At 33.6% G+C, this 20,782-nt stretch carries 8 protein-coding genes; 7 read left to right on the top strand and 1 reads right to left on the bottom strand.

Features of this window, described 5'->3' with window-relative positions:
• Positions 1–196 precede the first annotated feature (196 nt).
• From CRO04_RS21695 to CRO04_RS21670, 6 genes are all read left to right on the top strand, one after another.
• On the top strand, positions 197–6,631 hold the full coding sequence (locus tag CRO04_RS21695) for a hypothetical protein (protein WP_097006339.1): 6,435 nt from the start codon (positions 197–199) through the stop codon (positions 6,629–6,631).
• A gap of 122 nt (positions 6,632–6,753) precedes the next feature.
• Complete coding sequence (locus tag CRO04_RS21690; protein ID WP_097006338.1) at positions 6,754–15,003, top strand: InlB B-repeat-containing protein; 8,250 nt, start codon at positions 6,754–6,756, stop codon at positions 15,001–15,003.
• Positions 15,004–15,184: 181 nt separating this feature from the next.
• Positions 15,185–15,829, top strand: coding sequence for a hypothetical protein (locus tag CRO04_RS21685; RefSeq protein WP_097006337.1), 645 nt, complete (start codon positions 15,185–15,187; stop codon positions 15,827–15,829).
• A 130-nt stretch (positions 15,830–15,959) separates the two neighbouring features.
• Positions 15,960–16,520 (top strand): HD domain-containing protein, encoded by a 561-nt coding sequence (locus CRO04_RS21680; protein WP_097006336.1) that lies wholly within the window; start codon positions 15,960–15,962, stop codon positions 16,518–16,520.
• A 12-nt stretch (positions 16,521–16,532) separates the two neighbouring features.
• On the top strand, positions 16,533–17,066 hold the full coding sequence (locus tag CRO04_RS21675; RefSeq protein ID WP_097006335.1) for an ASCH domain-containing protein: 534 nt from the start codon (positions 16,533–16,535) through the stop codon (positions 17,064–17,066).
• Between the two features lie 302 nt (positions 17,067–17,368).
• Positions 17,369–19,381: a hypothetical protein gene (locus tag CRO04_RS21670; protein ID WP_097006334.1), complete on the top strand. Its 2,013-nt coding sequence runs from the start codon at positions 17,369–17,371 to the stop codon at positions 19,379–19,381.
• Between the two features lie 46 nt (positions 19,382–19,427).
• On the opposite strand, the gene CRO04_RS21665 is transcribed toward CRO04_RS21670, so the two are convergent.
• Complete coding sequence (locus tag CRO04_RS21665) at positions 19,428–19,850, bottom strand: hypothetical protein (RefSeq protein WP_097006333.1); 423 nt, start codon at positions 19,848–19,850, stop codon at positions 19,428–19,430.
• 199 nt (positions 19,851–20,049) lie between these two features.
• Here CRO04_RS21665 and CRO04_RS21660 point away from each other — a divergent pair, with 199 nt between their 5' ends.
• Positions 20,050–20,676, top strand: coding sequence for a YkgJ family cysteine cluster protein (locus CRO04_RS21660; protein ID WP_097006332.1), 627 nt, complete (start codon positions 20,050–20,052; stop codon positions 20,674–20,676).
• Positions 20,677–20,782: the final 106 nt, after the last annotated feature.

Below are 20,782 nucleotides of genomic sequence, written 5' to 3'. Positions count from 1 at the left end.
TAAAATAAGCATTAATTTTTCTTTTATCCATCATAATATTTTAGACAACAAATAGTAAATTCTCATTATATTAAATTTTAGAGAAAGAATAGAAATAAAAAATATTAAAAATAAGAATTACTACATACTAAATATGACTAATCGTATGAATTACAGTAACTATGTAACTATTATTAAAATTTTCAGGAGGTTAAAAGTGAAAAAGAAAAAGAAGAAGAGAATTAATGGCTGTTTAGTCGTAGCTCTTAGTTCTAGTATGGTATTCACTTCGGTTGCTTCACCGTTACAAGCTGGAAATATTTCTGCAATAACGGCTGATGAACCAGTAGGACTAGAAAATGAAGAAGAAAACGACAATAAACCAGCAGAATTAAATAAAGAATTGGCAACGTCAGAAGAAGTTGTAAAGGATGAAGATGTCTTTTCTTTTGTTGATGAAAAAAACACTGAAGAAGAAAAAGACACAGAAGATGAGGTGCTGGAAAATGAAAAAACGGATTCAAGCGAGACATATCCAGAGTATGCATCGGACGAATTTTGGTCATGGATATTAAAAGCAACGGATGATGAACTTAATTCCTGGTATGATAAGATAACTAAGAATACTGCAACTTCATCAGAGGCAAAAAAAGATTATCCGGAATTTGATTTAGAATCAGATGAGTTTAACGAATGGTTTAAGCGTTATATAGAGAATGACGAAGATGAAATAAAGAAAAAGTTTAATTATAATTATGTTCTTGAATATGTGAAAAATGCTGATTATGACTCAGCTATGTCCTTGCTTAATTATATAGGAACAAGCCTAAAAAACTCTGAACTTCCATTAACAAATTTAAAAGTTTCTTTATTGAGTGCTATTGGCAATATGTGGCCAGAAGGGTATGGAGATAAAGCAGATTTTCTTAGTGATGGTGCAGGAACAGAAGAAGAACCTTATATTATTAATAGTGTTGATGATCTAAGAGGCTTTGCATCTTATGTGGCACAAGGTCAAGATGGCTCTGATAAATATTACAAAATTGAATCTGGTACATATGATTTAAATGGTGCATGGATACCCGTCGGATTTCCTTTAAATGCCGGTGGAAGCTATACAGCGTTCAAAGGACACTTAACTGCGGAAGATGGTACGGAAATAATAAATTTTGGAGTTGGAACCAATGATACAGTTGGTATAACTGGAACAATTTCAAGCCAGATCAAATCGCAGGAGAATGTCGGATTTTTTGGTTATTTAGGAGCCGGATCAACAGTAACAAATTTACTTATAGAAACAGATGGAAATACAATCGAAGGAACAACAAACACCGGTATCTTAGCTGGAAAAGCAACGGATGCGAGTATAAAAAACTGTACTGTTAGAGGTCATGTTAAAGGTAATAGAAACGTTGGTGGAATTGTAGGTTATATTGAGTCATCATCAACATCTGCTAGTGTGAGAAACTCGGTAATTGAAGATTGTAATGCAGAAGATATAGGCGTTTACAGTATCACAAATGATGGCAATTATGGTGCCGTTGGCGGAATTGCAGGGTATGCAAAAAACACATCCATTGTTGATGTTTTTGTAAGCACAAATACGGGTTCCGGCAATCATATATATGGAAATAGCAAGACCTATTCTGGTGGCATTGTCGGTATCCAAAAAAATTCCGATATTTATAATTCAGAAATGGAAAAGGGTGAAATAGGTGATACGGCAGCCTATGCGAATGGAGGTATTGTTGGTGGTTATGATGGCGGACAGATTAAAGTAGCTAGATTTTCAGGAAGCGTTAATCGACCATCATCAACAAATTCTTATTCAGCTTGTTTCATAGGAACGAGAGTAAATGGAGCAGGGTTCACCTATGGTGAAAATGGAAATATTGCATATTTGTTCACGGATAGTGCATCAAAAGCAAATACAGGAATTTGTGGATCTAAGCTGCAGGATGATTCAAACTATGGTTTGGATGCTCATATTGGCTATTGGCATAAGGATGATAATAAGTACACTCTGATTACTGGATCTAATACAAATCCGTCAGATGATTATTTCTATGAAGTCCTTGAAGACGGGATTTTAAATATCATGAAAACCGGAATAAATAAAAATAATTTTGTTATCAATCATTATACTGCTGATGATCAAGGAAATCCTGAGAGAGGATACTTGTTAACGATAAACGAGCCACGGGTTTCTGGAGTCATTGCAGCCAAAATTACAGCTCAGATTCAAGGAAGCTACAAACCAGTTGTAACAGCAGATAATTTGGGTGCGTATAAAGCAGGAGATAGAGTTTATGTTTCTTTTAAAAACCAATCAAATGGAAATGTTCAATTTCGATTAGATCCAGATAAGTCACCAAATCCATATTATAAGTACAATGAATATGAACCTTTTGGAGAAGTATATGAGGAAACAGAAGGTCTTTATAACGATGGTGGCTATTGGCTTACCATGCCTGAGTCTGATGTTGTAATTGGAGCTGATTATAAAGCAGCTGCAAAAGCAGTTACACTAAATCCGTCAAAAATTAAATTTGATATTACACAGGAAAGAAGCGGAGATAGAGACAATCCCACAATCAAATGGTTTGTAACAGCTAAAGATGAAAACGGTAGTGTCATCACTGATGCAAATGGAAACAAGTGGGAGAAGGTGGATTTAAAGACAGATTCAAACAATCAGTATTTCTATGTAGATTCCCTAATTAATGGTAAGTCGAATGACTCCTTTAATCTTATTTGGTCAACGAATAATACAGCAAATACAAGAATTATTAATAATGCAGTAGGCGCAAATGGATTGACATCTGATAAAAAAGCGAAATTTACAATAAATGTAGCTGATTCTGAGTTAAGTAATCAGGTTGAAAAATTAAGACAAATACAAAAAGCAGAGGGTAATAAAGATTCTATTACAACTAATAGTCCATATAATTACCACGCTTTAATTACTGGTCTTGCACAATCTGGTGATGGAATTGATCCATCTGATCCGCCTAAGGGTTATCTTGAAATAGATGTAAGTCTTAATATAATAGATAACACGAATGTATCTGTTAATAATGTTGCTATGAATAAAAATTCAATAACTTACAACGTAGTAAGAACAATATCAGGAGACCGGGCAAATCCAACCACAGTATATTCCATTAATGGAGAAACTGTTGATGCAAAGAGCAATACAGTATCCGCTTTAACCGCAACTTTTGATCCAGATTATTTTAATAATAATAAAGTAAAATGGTATTTATCAACACCAAAAGCTGGAGAATCTTTTGAAGACATTAAGAATAAATCAGTAGAAAATGATGAGAATACCTCAGATGACGGTACGATTAATGTCTCTGTCGCTGGTACTGGAGAAAAGGCTTATTACAATGCCTCTGTAACATTAAAGGGAATAACATCTAGCAGCTGTGATAATGCAGCAATTGCTCCAATTATTACAGATCAGGACACCAATTATACGAAGGAACTTAAGAAAGTTCCAGGTGATGTTACTACATACGAGAAATACGTAAAAGTATCAGCCCATGATGATAATACAAATTCTGTTACGGATACATGCAAAGTAATTGTAAACTTTAAAACAGTAGATAATACTGAAATCATGCCTACAAATGTGAAGATTAATAATGCTAATAATATAGGCGGCTATAAAATTAATTATACTTTTGAAGGAGATAAAAATTCAGAAGTAACAAGCCGTGTTATTACTAGAACAAACGATGTGAATTTAACGCCTTTAGCAAATGGAATTGGGCAAATCATGACAGCAACGGTTACACCGGGAAAAGATAATAAAGATCCACTATACCAGCCATATGATGATTCTGTAACATGGTCATTGGCAAATCCAAAAGCAGGCGAAGGTTCCAAACTAAATGTATCTGATGTTTTATATATAGATCCTCATACTGGGCAGATTATAGTTAGAGGTTTTAGCGAAACAACAGGGTTAAATGATTTGGGTTATTCTCCTTGGATTCAGAGCATGATATCCAGTGGAAAGTTAGACGGAACTACGGTCCCGGTAAGAATTATTGCAACATCTAATCGAAATGGAAGCCTAGTTGATTACAAAGATATTAATATTACATTTGTCGCACAGACAATGGATTCAGAAATAAAAGATGGAATTAAGTTTGAAACTGTGCTGACAAAAGACACTGCTATAAGTTTGGCTGATACTGATATAACTGAAAAGCAGTCTTGGACTGGTATTGATGGTAAAGAAATTGATGCAACGGCGACAGGTACTGAAGAAACACCACAATTTACAATATATGATGAAACAGGAGAAATCATAAGTAATGGAATTATTTCAATTAGTGATTCTTCAACGGGCGAAAAATATGTGAATGTTAATAAAGGTGCAAATTGGATTAATGCTATTATTGAAAACAGGGCAGAAGGAAATAAAGGAATTAAAAAGCTTATTATAAAAGCAAAAACACCAAATGGGACCTCAGTAAAGGAAATTCCGGTAACAGTCAATTTCCGATATGATGGCACGGATCTGAAAGCGGAAACTGTGACGGAACTGCCTAATGGATATACTGCATCTCCGGAAGTTATTACATCTAATACGGCAAATGAAACTTACGATATCAGGAAAGCGTCTGTTAAAGATAGAAATATTACACTGGGCGTAGTTGCAACACAGGGAAATTATTCCGTGAATAATCCTGAAACCAGAAAGTGGTCATATGGAATTGTGAAATTAAAAGATACCACCTACACATCCGACGGTGTAAAGGAAAATGATGCTACTTATCAATTGTCCGGAGATATTAAAAATTATGCAAAAATTGATAGCAATGGATATTTGGTTCCCATCAAAGGAAATTGGGAAGATGTTATAGGTTCAAACGAAACAAAAGGTAGTGTAAGTGGAATTGTTACAGCCAAGAAGGAAATCAATGGGAAAATAACTACAGACAGTTATAAAGTAACAATAAATTTCCGCTATGATAAAGCTGTCTTAGAGTCTCACGAGGAAACATTTAATATTGCATATATACAGGATAGTCAAACGAATTCTGCAAAATCACATTGGGCGGGAAGCAATGTCGTTAAGTTAAAAGCTCATATTTATGACGAAAATGGAAAAGACATCACTCCAAAATGGCATTCATCCGATGAGAGTATTGCTACTGTTGATGCTGACGGGAATGTAACTGTCAATAAAGACACTTGGATTAAGAATATAATAGACGAGGCACAGACATATGGAGAAGCTTCTCATAGTGGAACCAAAACTGTTACAATTACAGCAGCCCATCCAACAACAGGTGCAACGGCGGATACCTGTCTAATTACAGTAAACTTCCGTTATGATCAAGCAATCGTGGACAATCATGATCAAGTATATGATATTGTATTAACACAGAAATCAAGATCTGTTAATTCGGAGGTTGTATGGAGTGGTAACAATGTTCGCAAACTAAGGTCAAAAATATATGTTGAACCAGGGCAGGACAATAATTCATATTGGTCAAGTGAAAAGCCCTCTATTGTAAAAGTAGATGATAACGGAAATATTGAACCTGTCATAAACGCTGACTGGATGAAACAGATTGTAGCGGAAGGTAAATATTACGGTCAAAAGAAAGTTACAGTAAATGTAACAAATAAGGATTCCAGTTTGAAGGATAGTTGTAATGTAATAGTCAATTTTAGATATGAAGATGTTAAATTGTCTCAGAATGAAAAAACAATAGATGTTACACTAACGGCATCTGGAAGTCGTTCTAATCCAACATATATATTTAGCGGTGACTTAGACACATCAATATCAGCTATTATCAATTCTGTTGATGCAAATGAAAAATATATTGTATTCACTACGTCAGATGGTACTTTATTAACGGTTGACCAGAGTGGTAATATTAAATTTATAACTCCATCAAGGACTGACGCGACAACATTCAGTAATGAAGCCTCTTCGTTTATTAAAGAAGCTTTAAAAAATCCATATTATGAAACGGGATCAAAGTATGTTTCAAGTACAAATGCCGTAATTACAGCATCTTCGAAAGATGGAAGGATGGCAGATCAGAGTAATATAAAGATTAATCTGAAATACATAAATAATACCTATACGCCATCTGGTGGAGGTGGAAGTAGTTCTGGCGGAGGCGGCAGAGGCGGATCCACAGGAGTTACACCATCTGGAACAAAAACGCAAAAAGCTACTCTCCCAGACTATGTAGTTTCAGGACAATGGACACAATCCGTGAATGGTAAATGGTTATTTACTGCTGGAAGAACCTACGCAAATGAATGGGCAGCTATTTCAAATCCATATGCTGACACATCAAAAGGACAAAGTCCATTTGATTGGTTCCGATTTGACAAGGATGGATTTATGCTGACTAGCTGGTTTATTGATCCAATAGACGGAAACACATATTATTTAAATTCTGTATCTGATAATACGCTGGGCCGAATGCTTATTGGCTGGAACTGGATTAAAGGAGATGACGGAATAGAAAGAAGCTATTATTTCAATCAAAACTCCGATGGTGCAAGAGGAAGGCTTTTAAGAAACTGCCAGACACCAGATGGATACACCGTTAATGAAAAAGGCGAATGGGTAGTAAATGGAGTTGTTATAACCAGAACCGCAAAATAAAAACCTGATCCCAAAATATACTGCTGATTACTTACCAAGGTAATCGGCAGTATGTGTTTTAGCCCAAATGTGTAAGGAAAAATCACATAATAAAAATGAAATAAAAAAATAGGAGGAAAGACATGGGAAAAAGAACTAAGAGAGCTTTAAGTTTATTCCTTGTATTAGTTATTATTGTTACTTCTGTTGGCTACACACCACCAATAAACTCATTAGCTTCAAGTGGAGATAATCAGTCAATAGAAGATATTCTGTGGGACGAAAAGGCAACTCCCTCAGAAGCTGATTATTCATATAAAGCAACTCCGTCAGAAGCCGATTCGTTAACGAATGCAACAAAATCTGAAGCCGAGAAGAATTTTGTGAAAGTCGAACCAAAAGATGAGGAAATACCGAAATTTTATTCAAGAGCAACAGACTTAAAAAATCAGTTTTGGCAGTTTGAGGATCGGTACGGAGTAGTACAATATAGGGATTATGGTTATTTTAATGGCGAGACAGAATCACCGCATTGGTATTGTTTAACATCAGATGGTAATCTGGATATTGATGATAACAGCCAATATTCAGATAATGTTGATTTAGAAGACGAATATATTACGCTGGCTCCCTATCTTTATAAAAGTGTACAGCCTGATCAGAAGGCATGGACGAATCTGTCATGGAAACTTTTAAACGATTCAGAGAGTATTTTTCTTTTTGATCGGGAGGAAAGTGAATCATTTGAAAACTGGGACCACAGCACCTATGCTATCTGGTCCGTAAATGGATTAGTGGAATCAGATGAAAAGACGGATGATGAGATCCAAAATACCGATTTGGGCTACTTTTTCTACGGTCAAATTTTAAATGAGCGTGATTCGGTAGAACAATGGTATTATGCTGATATTAATGGAAGCGTTTGGCCTATGAGGCAATTTAAAACAATGATGCTAATGGCAGAAGCTCCAACAACATGTAAATTAACATTTGATGCAAATGGCGGAACAATTTATAACAGTAGCACATACGAAAAAGATTTAACTATAAATACAGCCATGACTTATTCTGACATGAATGCAATAAAATCAAATGTTAATAGAGCAGGTTATACATTTGATGGGTGGAATTATCAACCAGATGGAAGCGGTTCAAATTTTTATGATTCTACAAAAGTTACATCTGATACCACAATTTACGCAAAGTGGAGAAAAAATCAATATACTGTAATGTTTTATAGAAATTATCCTATAGGAGATACCACAACGTATAAATATAAAAGTGTATATTTTGGTGATCCAATAGGTACATTTATGGATGCATTCCCAGTTGGTAAAGGTATGGAGTTTAAAGGGTGGTATTTGAACCAATATTGTTCAGGCGATCCAGTTACACCAGAAATGTTAATGGGTAATTCAACTTTAAATCTTTATGGAAAATGGGAAAATTTCGATGTTACATATAAAATGCATTATGGTTATGGTATAGACGAAACTACACTCCCTGCAGAAATAAAAGCTAAATCAACAGTTGTAGGACAAGATTTAGCAAAATATTATTTTCCGGATTTAATAAATTCAAGTAAATTATATGCTCCTGGATATGTGGATGGGTATTGGACAGACACATCTGATATGAATTCATCTGGTTCTGTTATCTCAGCAGAAACATCTTCAAGTTGGTATCCAAAAGATCATGTTACTAACATTTATCTTAAAAAAGCAGTAAAAAGGGTTATTTTTGATCTTTATTATCCACCTTCGGATTACCCTAAAAATAAATATTCTTCTTCATCTTGGCCTATAGGATCAGGTGGTACAAAGTATGGTGATATAATTTGGCCTAAAGATTTAAGTGACATTATGGCATATGTTAGATCTGACAAAAAATTTGTAGGTTTGTTTACTGATCCAGAACAAAATAATGAAATAGATTTATCAAAACCTATTTGCCCTTCTGACAAGCAGGATAAAAAGGATTTAGTAAGATACACTGTTTACTTGGGAGTTGCTAACCAATCGAGTAAGATAACATTTAAAGATTGGGATGGGTCAATAATTAGTGAAAAAACTGTAAATTATGGTGATCCAATAGAAATACCACCGAATCCATCAAGATCTGGTTATAGATTTTTAGGTTGGGATAAAGACTTAAACGAAAATACAAAAATTGGAATAGATACAGTTATAACAGCACAGTATGTAGAAAATGGGTTCAGGATAAATTTATACGCCAATGGTGGTAAATTTGAGGATATTGATCCTGAAACTGGAACAACAATTCAGTTGGATACAAAAACAATAAAATTTGAAGATGTATCAGATATAAATGATGTAATAAAAAAATCAAATGAGTTTTTAAATAATCAATTTAAAAATTTAAAAAGATCTGGATATGAACCTGATTGGTACGATAGTGCATCATTAGGGAACCCAATTAGTTCAATAACGGAATCAGATATTTTAAGCGGTAAAAAAGATATATATGCTCAGTGGAAAAGTGTATATTTGGTCAAGTTTGTAAATTGGAATGGGTCTGTGTTGGATCAACAGTATGTAAAAGCAGGATCAAATGCTATTTTACCCAAAAAACCAAAAAGAGCAAACTATATCTTTAAAAAATGGAGCTCTTCTCATTTAAACATTCAAGGAAATAAAACATTAACTGCAGTATTTATATCTGCAAGGTCAGATGGTCAAAAAGAATGGTATACAATAAGAAATAACCCAAATGAGGCAGATACACAATCTCAATTTGAAGATAAACAATATCTTGGAGATTTTGGTATACAATTTTTTGAAGATCAAAAAGATTACTATCAAAATTTTTGGCAATATGATGATGAAAAAATAGAATTAAAAGAATTAAGGCACGAAGGAGATATATTTTTAGGTTGGGTACCAACATTTAGATTTCTTTATAACGATGTTTTAAACCCATTAACTAATGACAGTCAATATGTGAAAAATTGGAAAAATAATCCACCTCAATTATACGCTAATTATACATTTCAAGGTTTAAGAAGTGATATGGATAATAGGAATGACAGAATACCAGGAGCTCCAATTTTGAGCAAGAACATTAGCCTGCCAACTAGAAGTTTTCATCAAATTTCAGGCCTTACTTTTTATGGTTTGTGGATACCAGAAAATAAACCATCTCTTATATTAATAAATGGATATGATTATATGGGATTGGCTCCATTTAATAATAATAATAAAGATTTATTTAATAGCTCATATGATATATGGGAAGATAATGTTCCATACTTTGAAAGTATATCTGTAGCTGATTATTTTGGCCAAAATATAATGGAAAAATTTAAAAAAGGTACAGATAAACTTAGTTTACCAGTAGGTATGAGAGCAAAAGATTTTTTTGGACCTGGTGCAAATTATTATGAAAAAACACACGTTTTAGTTGGCTATTTTTCAGAACCTGATGGAAATGGTAAAAGGTTAGATTCGACTTATACATTTGATAAAGTTGATGACAGATATTACGCTTATTATGTACCAATTAATGAAAAATATCATGTGCAATTTCAAGATGAAAGTGGAAACATAATATCTGAAATGGATATAAATGCTGGTTCTGCAATAACAAATTCACCAAATGCTCCATTAAAAGAAGATTACACTTTATTAGGTTGGTACAATATAACAGATGAACTTTCAACAATAAATAATATATGCAGCAATGTTATATTTAAACCTAAATATGAGAAAGAAGAGAAATTAAAATTTGATCTTACTATAGATGCAAATGGTGGATGTTTTTTAAATGATGAATCTATTAAAATGTTATTAGAACAAAAGGAAGTTGGAAGCGCATTAAATTCTACAATTTATGAAGATAATGGTAAAATACCATCAATGAAACATTATAAATTCAATGGATGGTATAGTAATTCAGATAATGCGAATTCAAATGGAAGATTTAGCAGCACATCAGAAAATTATATGCCAAACAATAATTTAATACTTTATGCTCATTGGACAAGAAATGAATTTAAAGTGACATACGTTGATTACTTGGGTAATGAAGTTTATTCTGAATGGGTAGCAAAAGGATCAAATAGCCCAACACCACCCTCTGATTTAGTTGTGAAATGTAAAGTTGGAGAAAAATTCTATTCATGGGAAACTGCATCCAATATAAATTCAGACATAACACTAAAAGCAAATTATGCTATAAAAGGAGGAGATGTACCTGTAGACTCAGACGGAGGTACCATTTTAGGTCAAAGTGATTTCGCATTCCACACAATTTTTACAATAACAGAAGATGAAATTAAAACATTAATGGGAAATTGGCTTATTGAACATGCTTACAAAGAAGGTTATACATTGGTAGGTTTTGATTATACTGAATCTGGTGTTAGAAAATCTGGATTACCCAAAAGTATACCGCCAACATACGATATCATAATTCATTTAATATGGTCCAAAAATAAATTTAATGTAAAGTATGTTGATTGGAATGGTTATTTGTTAAAATCAGAACAAGTAGAATTTGGAGCCTATTCAACACCACCAATAAATCCAATAAGATCTGGATATACATTTACGGGCTGGTTAGGAAATTATAATAATGTATCAGAAAATACAACAATAATAGCTCAATACAGTAAAAATAATTATACTTTAACTTTAGATCCAAATGGTGGCAAGATTTACGGAGACAATTATAAATATTTAAATTTTGATTTTGGAGAATCTATAGATCAAGCAATAAGTGAAGCTTCAAATAATGTTTCAAGAGAATACCATTCTTTTGATGGATGGTATACATTACCTTATGGAGGATCAAAAATAAATAAATCAGGAAATACAATGCCTGATGCAAATACTATATTGTATGCACATTGGACAAAAACATACAAGCATATAATTTGGAAGGATGAAAATGGAAATATAATAGATGATGGGTGGTATCCTATTGACAACAGTAAAGATATAGTGTATCCAACACCACCAAATAAACAAGGTTATCATTTTGACGGTTGGAGTTCTGATCCCAAAGATTCAAATGACGATATAGGAATATATCCAATTTATAACAGGAACAAGTACACATTATCTTTAAATTTTAATAATGCCGAACAAAATGATACATTTGATATTAACTTTGAAGATTCTATCCAACAAAAGTTGACTGAAAGTTCTTCTAAACTAAATAAAAGATTTTATAAATTTGATAAATGGGAAGTTCATGGAAATGAATTAAATGCTGTTCCAGAATTAATGCCTGCAAATAATTTGACTTTAGATGCAAAATGGTTAAGGGTTTCAAGTTTAGTTACTTGGAAGGATTGGGATGGAAGCATAATAGACGAAACTGAAGTCCCTATTGGTGGAAGTCTAGAAAATCCGCAAGATCCAACAAGGGTTGGTTATGATTTTGTTGGGTGGAGCGATGTTGCTTCAAATGTAACTGATCATAAGATAATAGTTGCGCAATATTCAAGTAACAAATATCTACTGACTCTGGATGGTAACGGAGGAACTCTAAATGGGCAAAATTTAGTAACAAAAGAGTTCTCATATAACGAATCCTTCGATCAAACACTTATTGATAGTAAAGATATTCTATTACGTACTTATTACGTCTTTGATGGATGGTATACAGATCCGTTAGGCGGAAAAAGATATAGTGACAATGGAAATGCTATGCCGACTTCAGCTTTAACAATATATGCACACTGGGCACGCAGTTCAAGTCTTGTGACCTATAAGGATTGGAACGGGACTGTATTAAAAACTCAGGAAGTACCGATTGGTAAAAATGCAACACCTCCCGAAGATCCGGAAAGGGCAGGGTATACATTTGCCGGCTGGGATAAGATTTCAACGGATATCCAAGACCATACAATTATTACAGCCAAATATACGATAAATGGATATAAACTAACTTTGGATGGTAACGGAGGAATGATTGATGGAAAAGCCACGAAAGAACAAGGTTTTGTTTATAATGAATCCATTGATCAGATGCTTAAAGGTGGAGAAGATAGCATAAATCGTAAATATTACAATTTTGACGGCTGGTATACAGAAGCGGCAGGTGGAGACAAATATACGTACATTGGAAATACAATGCCCGCATCGAATTTAACGATATATGCGCATTGGACACGCACATCTAGTCTGGTTACATATAAAGACTGGGATGGTACCGTTTTAAAAACCCAGGAGGTAGTAATAAAAGCAGATGCGACACCGCCAGAAAATCCCAATCGTACCGGATATACCTTTATCGGATGGGATCACAATTCTTCTGGAATTGAAGATCATACCATTATTACGGCACAATATACTATTAATAATTTTATGTTGATATTAAATGGAAATGGCGGAACTGTTAACGGAAATGAAATGAAATTGCAGACTATCCCTTATGGAGAATCTTTCGACCAGATGTTAATTGATGGAAGAAATGAGGCAAGTCGAGAATACTATGACTTTAATGGCTGGTTTACTATGCCGGTAGCAGGAGATGAATACGCATACAGCGGAAACAAAATGCCGGATACAAATTTAACAATATACGCACACTGGGTACGTAGCTCAAGTCTTGTTACTTATAAAGACTGGAACGGTGCAATAATAAAGAGTCAAAAGGTATCAATTGGAGAAGATGCTACACCACCAGAAATACCAAATCGTACAGGATATACATTTGTTGGTTGGGATAAATCTTCTTCGAATATACAGGACCACACAATAATTACGGCTCAATATTCAACGAATAAAAATAGAGTAATTTTAGATGGTAATGGAGGAACCTTTGATGGAGATCCCATTAAAACACAAGAAATTAATTATGGAGAATTATTTGACCAATTACTAATAAACGGTAAAAATATCGTTAGTCAAAAATATTTTACATTTGATGGTTGGTATTCTTCTCCGACCGGTGGAGAACATTATTCTTATACCGGAAACATTATGCCAAATTCTGACATTACGATATATGCGCATTGGGTACGTAACTATGTAACAGTTACTTACAAAGATTGGGATGGCAAGATATTAAAAACTCAAAAAATTGCAGAAGGCTCAGATGCTGCATCACCAGTTGAACCAGATAGAGTTGGCTATGCTTTTGCAGGCTGGGATAAGCCATCAACAGACATTCAATTCGATACTGTAATAACCGCTCAATATACCATTAATTTTCATACACTGTCATTAAGCGGTAATGGTGGTTTAATAAGCGGAAGTGCAACTAAAGATCAAAGTTTTTCGTACGGAGAGTCTTTTGATCAAATTCTTATAGATGAAAGAAGTAATGCGAGTAGAGTAGGATATACCTTTGCTGGTTGGTTTTCTCATCCAACTGAAGGAAGCCTTTATTCATACAGTGGAAATTCAATGCCAGATTCTAATATAACGATTTACGCACATTGGATACCAAACAAATATACGATTCATTTTGAAAAGAATTTATCAAATATAGAAAAAAATCCAGCAGATAGAGCAGTAATATATGGAGGTGTGATTGGAGAGCTTCCTGTATTAAACGCTAAAGGATACACATTTGATGGATGGTATACAGAAGCTATTGACGGTAATAAAATAGGAGCAGATACTCCATCTCCACTTGGTGATAAGACATATTATGGCCATTGGATACTTAATTGGATTGATAATGGAGATGGAACGCATACAAGACCAGGGACAGATAACACGTGGAATACGGATGATGATGAGATATGGCAGAATGGACCCGACGGGTCACCAGGAACTGATGATGATTACAAAAAGATTGATGAAAATCCTTCTCCTGAGCCTACGAAACCGGAACCCACAAAACCAGAACCATCCAAAGCGTCAGAAGATAGCAGCGAGGATAATTCGGAAGTAACATATCCGGTTATAGATAGTAAGATAAAGCCAACCGTTCCTGATACGGGAGGTACATTTACTGTAAACCCAAACAATCCATATGATGTTACCTATACCAAACCGGACGGTACTTTAGCAAGCGATGAGTGGGTCGGTGACGGTAAAGAATGGTATCATGTCGGTACCAATGGAAAGTTAAATTATGACTGGTACTTAGAGGGCCAGAAGACCTGGTACAAACTTAATAAAGATCCGGGAGAAAAATTTGGTACAGCATTAATTGGATGGAACTATGAGTCAATGGATGACAAGATGTATTTCTTTGATCCTAAAACTACGCAAATGCTTACAGGTTGGCAAAACATAGATGGCTACTGGTACTACTTTACTCCCGCAAACGAGGCCCAGACCTATTTTGGTAATAACAGCAAAGGCTGGTTATATGATTCAACAAGGCCAGGTAAACCATATGGTTCCATGTACAAAAAAGAAAAGACTCCAGATGGGTACAATGTCGATGAAAATGGCAAATGGATTAAATAATTATTCAAAATAGGCCCTAGCGGCCTATTTTTATTGCATTGATTAAATATTAAGGATATAATTAAGAATATACACAAGGGAATAAAAACTATGCATAAAAATATATTGAATATAAAATGATTTTGTAGTACATATCTTTTACAAATAAAGCCCAAAAATATAAAGGAAGTGAATTTTGTCAATGAGAATATTATTTTGTAATATAGCTTGGATGAAATTTTATAAAGGTACATGCCCTGACGATATACCAGTAAATGGCGGCTCTTATGTAATGCAGACCGGAATGGCAAATGAAGAATTTAATTTTCTCCCGTTTGAAAATGAGAATGGCGATTATTATTGCTATGGATCAGTTGAAACAAAATCTACTAAAGGGAGAAAATCAAACGAACTCCACATTGAAAAATTGGAAGGTTGTTCGCTTTTAGCAGGAGAAGATGCGATTGATGATGTTCTCGTTATTTTTTGTGCAAGGCCTGATAGAGGCAGTGAAAAGAACAATACCCATATTGTGGGTTGGTATCAGCATGCTACAGTTTTCCGTAATTATCAGCCCGTTAAATTAGGTTTTGAAGATGAAGAATTAGAAAGAGCATTCAATATAATGACTAAAAAGGAGAATGCGGTCTTACTTCCGGTTGGTTTAAGATGTCGTCGAACTCTTTGGTGGGCTCCAAGAGCAAATGAGCAGGGTTATGGTTTTGGGCAAGCAAATGTGTGGTTTCCAACTAACTTAAAGTCAGATGCAGCCCAAAATTATATTTCTAAGATTGTAAAACAGATTAAAGATTATGATGAAGAAAACTGGATAGATAAATATGAATGATTCCAAAAAAGTAGCATCTCAATCTCAATCTTAACTTATATATATGATTTTAAAAGAGTCTTTGACTCTTTTTTTGTTGCAAAAAAACCAACATATTAATATTATCAACAAGTAAAAAAGGAGAAAAATAATGAATAAAAAAATGATTTATAAAGCAATAAAAGTAGCGATATTAGCGCATGATGGACAGCGGAGAAAAGGAAGCTGTATGCCATATATCGTTCATCCTACAGAATGTGGTTTCATTGCAGCCGAAATCACCGACAATGCAGATATTATTGCTGCAGCCATACTTCATGATACATTGGAAGATACAGATATAACATATGACTATTTAGCTAAAAACTTCAATCATAACATAGCCGATATGGTTAAAGCTTTGTCGGAAAATAAACGAAAGGAATTGTCTTCATCAATAACTTGGGAAGAAAGAAAAAAGGAATCCATTAAACATTATAAGAAGCTGGACCAAGGAACAAAAATTATTTTGCTTACTGATAAGCTATCAAATCTGCGCTCATTAGATGAAGATTATAAATTTCTCGGTGAAGAAGTTTGGGAAAAGTTCAATATGAAGAAAAAGGAAAGGCATGCATGGTATTATGGAGAAATAATTAAAATTTTAAGTACATTAAGATTATTACCAGAGTACAAAGAGTTGAAAGAATTGTATGAGGTGATTTTTAGCTAAGGAGAAGAAAGAGTGAACGTTATCTATTCGATTCATAAAGAGTATATTGATAGAATTTTTAGTTTGGAAAAAAATCTTGAATTCAGAAATAGGATTGGTAAAGAAGTAAAGCCGGGAGATCTGATTTATTTTTATGAAACTAAATCTGGAGGTGGCTCCGGTTTTGTTGTTGGCTATGCAAAAATTAAAGATATCATAGAAATCCCATATCATAAGATTGGAACTTATTTTATGATGCCTTTCTATGTTGAAAAATATGGAACGAAAGAAGAAAAAGGCACAGTAAAAAAGGCAATGGAAATTAATTTAAAGGGATTTGATAATTCCTTAGTGCTCAGCTATTTGTTTCAGGAAGGAGCTTTGGATATTATGAAAAAAACTTCTTGTCCGCCCAAACTATGGCCAAAGTATGAGTATGATTTGAAAAAATATAATGAGGCAAGGATAAAGAAAGAAATTTATGCAATCGCTGTGATCAATGGGCAAGTAAAATTGGATTTTATAATGAATTTGATGAGAGCAACTGGAAATATGCAATTTTATTGACAGAGATTTTCAGATATGAAGAAGCAAAGATGGTTACAGAATTTAGAGGCAAATACGGTAATTGTTTAAAAAAGGCGCCTCAAAGCTGGTGTTATACTTTGGAAAAAAGTTGTTGACAAATAGAAAAACATATGGTAGTTTTATGAATAGTTACTGGAATTCGTATCCAGAAACTAAAAAAGTGAATATAAAATGTTGATTTCAGTTTCAGCATAATAAGCCATTAATTTTGTATACCATTAGGGTTAGCTTATGCTAGCCCTTTTTATTTTTTACAAAAAGATGAAAGAGAGGAATTTGCAATGGATGTAAGAAATTATTTTTTGGAGAAGTTTGGCTTGGATTTTGATGAATTTTCAAGAAAGCTCGCTGTTTGCCCGAGCATTGTTTTTGCTGGAGACAGCGGATCTGGAAAATCAACGGTAACAATAGACTTGACGGATAAAGATATGGGCCAATTACTAAGAAATAACATAGGTAGTATACAGAGTTCAAAAGTCCGTAACCAGATAGTTCCAATTGCTATGGAAGGAGAAGATAAAGATAGTATAATGGTAATTCACTTTATTGATGCTCAATTGGATATATTTATTTCTAATACATTTTATATTGTCTCTGATACAATTATAAGGACGAGAGGTGAGATAGAGAATGAAGATGTAGAAGATGCGATTCGAGAAATTTTAAATCCAAAGGGAACAAAGGCATATAATATTAGTAAGCTTTTTGAATCAGATAATTGTGATGCATTAAAAGAAAAACTAACTACAATGCTTAGGAACTGTTTTCAGAAGTTAATAAAAAATGAATCAGATGATGATTATCTTCCTGATGTAGTAACTAATTTGAGCAGAATAGCAAAAAAGTCGAATAAGGCATTTAATATAAGAAGTGCGTATAAAAAAGAGATAGAGAAAAGAATAGAAAACACGAACTTTGAAGAAATGTATAAAGTTTTCAGAGATGTATCAGACGCGATAAAGCAAGATATCATTAAAAAGATTTCAGATTTAGAGTCAAAGAGCGTTATGGTTGGATCAAAAGATTCTGACTACTACATAGTTATTGATAAAGCTCATCGGCATGAAGTTAATGAATTTATGAAGGATTTATATACACCTTCAGGAAAAGAAACCGTTATTTCTCATGTGAGCTATTTTACATCAATGTCAGATGGCTTAAGGAATGCATTTAGGGAAACAATGTTTTATAAAGTAAATACGCCAGTTGTTTCTATAAATGATTTAAAAGGTTTGGAACTCGGTGCTGATAGTGTAGATGAAACTATTTATTCAATAGGTAATATTATGCCAGATAGAGTTATTATCTTTCATCGTGTTAAAGATACGATTAAAGGCTTTGATGCATTATTATCTTCAATTAAATCGCAATTTTCTAAATTGCCTATATATGGAGTCTTTTCTTTTGCAGATCTGACGATAGGCGATTATGTTAGAGAAGATTTTGGTAGCTTTAATGGCCCGGGTATACCAGTAAATAAAACCAAAGAACCCGTATATTATGAAGAAGCAGTGAAAAGAGCTTATGAAAAAGTAAAAAATGATGTAGAGCAATATAAAGAAGCCTTATCTCCAATTAGGCGAGAAGCTAATTTAGAATCATATTGCATTTGCAGTAATATACCAGATTACGTAACTGATATAGATTCTGTTTTAATGGAAAAAAGATTGTATGAAAAAAATCGTTTTTCTAAATTAATCGTAAGAATTATTTCAGAAACCAAATACAGATATAAAACACTAGACTTAGGTGATGAATCAAAAGGCTTTACTATATCAATAAATGATGAGAAGTTAAAGAAATTAGCCAAGACTTGTGTAGAAAAACACGAAAAACGATATATACCAGAATATTATTCATTCCGAAATTCTAATCCTCATTGGAACACCGTTTATAAGTGGCGGAGAATGCACAAAATTGGATCCGGCTGGAAATCGAACGCAAATGTATATGACAATATTGATATTCATATTGGGCCTATGGTATCGAGTTTTGTTTCTAAAAATGATATAACAGACATGTTAGAGTTTTCCTTAACTGGTGATGCATTGAAGAATGAACGCTTTACTGGTTATTTTAATGAAAATTTGTCAACTGACAATGAAAAAAACAAAAAAGAAATGGCTAAGCAAATTGTTTATCAGAGTTTTAGTTCTGATTTTGAATCCACATACTATTCGTCTGCCTTAGACCTTGTTAGAGAGAAACTTTCCTCCGAGGAACATTGGTATAAAGAACTGAAAGATGTTATGGAAAGAATCATAGAAGAGACAAAAGAAAAGACTTTTAACTAGTAAGTATTAAAAAAGAGCATGATCAATGCTCTTTTTTATTTAATTCTTATTTTTTATCAACTAATTTTGCAGTAATATCATACCTTTCTCCATGGTAGTTTCTTGTGAATTCTAACTCTTTTCCGTTTCTGTAACAAGTTTTGATATTACTAAGTACAGTCTCAAAATCAACTACTTTTTCACGAGGCAGAAACAACCATTTATGTCCCTGTGGGTCAACTAATGTTTTCACTGTTTCATTTTCAGCCTCCGAAGGATAAAGCAAGCCCGTATAAACTCGTCCAAAATAGAAAAATAGCCATCCATAAAACCTCAATCCTTCATATCCTGCGAAATCATCTTTATATTTTGGAAACAACCAAGGATCCTTTAAAGAAAATTGAATAACATCGGTATAAGCCGTTTTATACTTAAAGTCAGCTTTCATAAAGTAAAATGAACCGTTTTTTCTCCAATATTTGATAATCATTATATTTTCTCCTTTTTATCTCTTATAACATTAGTATGTTTTATGGATGAATGTAACAAGTGAAAATAAAATTATTTTTTCTTCATTTAGGAGAGAATCATCATTCTGGACAAATTATAAAATTGATGTTAATATAGGCTATAAACAATGTAAGTTAAACGAATAGCGAAACTTCTGTCATATATAGTAAGGAGATTTAATGAGCAGCTTTACACAGGACCCAGTTAATCTTGGCGCAAAAAACATAGAAATAGACGACCCATTCCATTTTTACTGCGACGGTTGCGGAAACTGCTGTCGAGGCAGAAACAATTTAATTTCAGGCACAGAAATTTTTCTTTCTGGTCCTGATGTCTGGCGTATAATGGACCATACAAAGTTAACCTTTGAAAAATTGCTTGAGAAAAACATCAATGTCAACTTTGACCCTGATTTAAAACTGAATTTATGTAGCTTAAAGTTCAGATATGATGGTAGCTGCACATTTCTGAGAAAAGGGAGGTGTATGGTCTACGATGTACGGCCTCGAACTTGTGCTTTATATCCTCTAGGCCGGGCGATTTTGTTTCATCAAATTGGAAAGCAGATTGTCCATTATAAGGATGATTATGTAATTAACGGTATGGAACCAGGGTATCAGTGCAACTTTGGTTCAGATGAGAAGTATACCGTAACAGAATGGCTTCAGAAGAATAGTGTGCCAATAGAAGATACGGAGGATATTAAATGGTATCAGAGAATGGCTGAATATTCCGATAGGGCAAATAGAAAAACATTACAAAAATCAGAATTAGAAAAGATTTTTTATGGATTATACGCCAGATAGTGACGTTGCAAATACTTTAAGAATGGTACTTCTTATATAAAGGAGTACCATTTTTATTTTTAATAGATTACCACACAGAAATTTTGTACAACAAATTTTTCGCTTT

The organism is Lacrimispora amygdalina (assembly GCF_900205965.1).
In the GTDB taxonomy this organism is placed as follows: domain Bacteria; phylum Bacillota; class Clostridia; order Lachnospirales; family Lachnospiraceae; genus Lacrimispora; species Lacrimispora amygdalina_A.
This window is presented reverse-complemented; position numbering and strand designations above follow the sequence as displayed.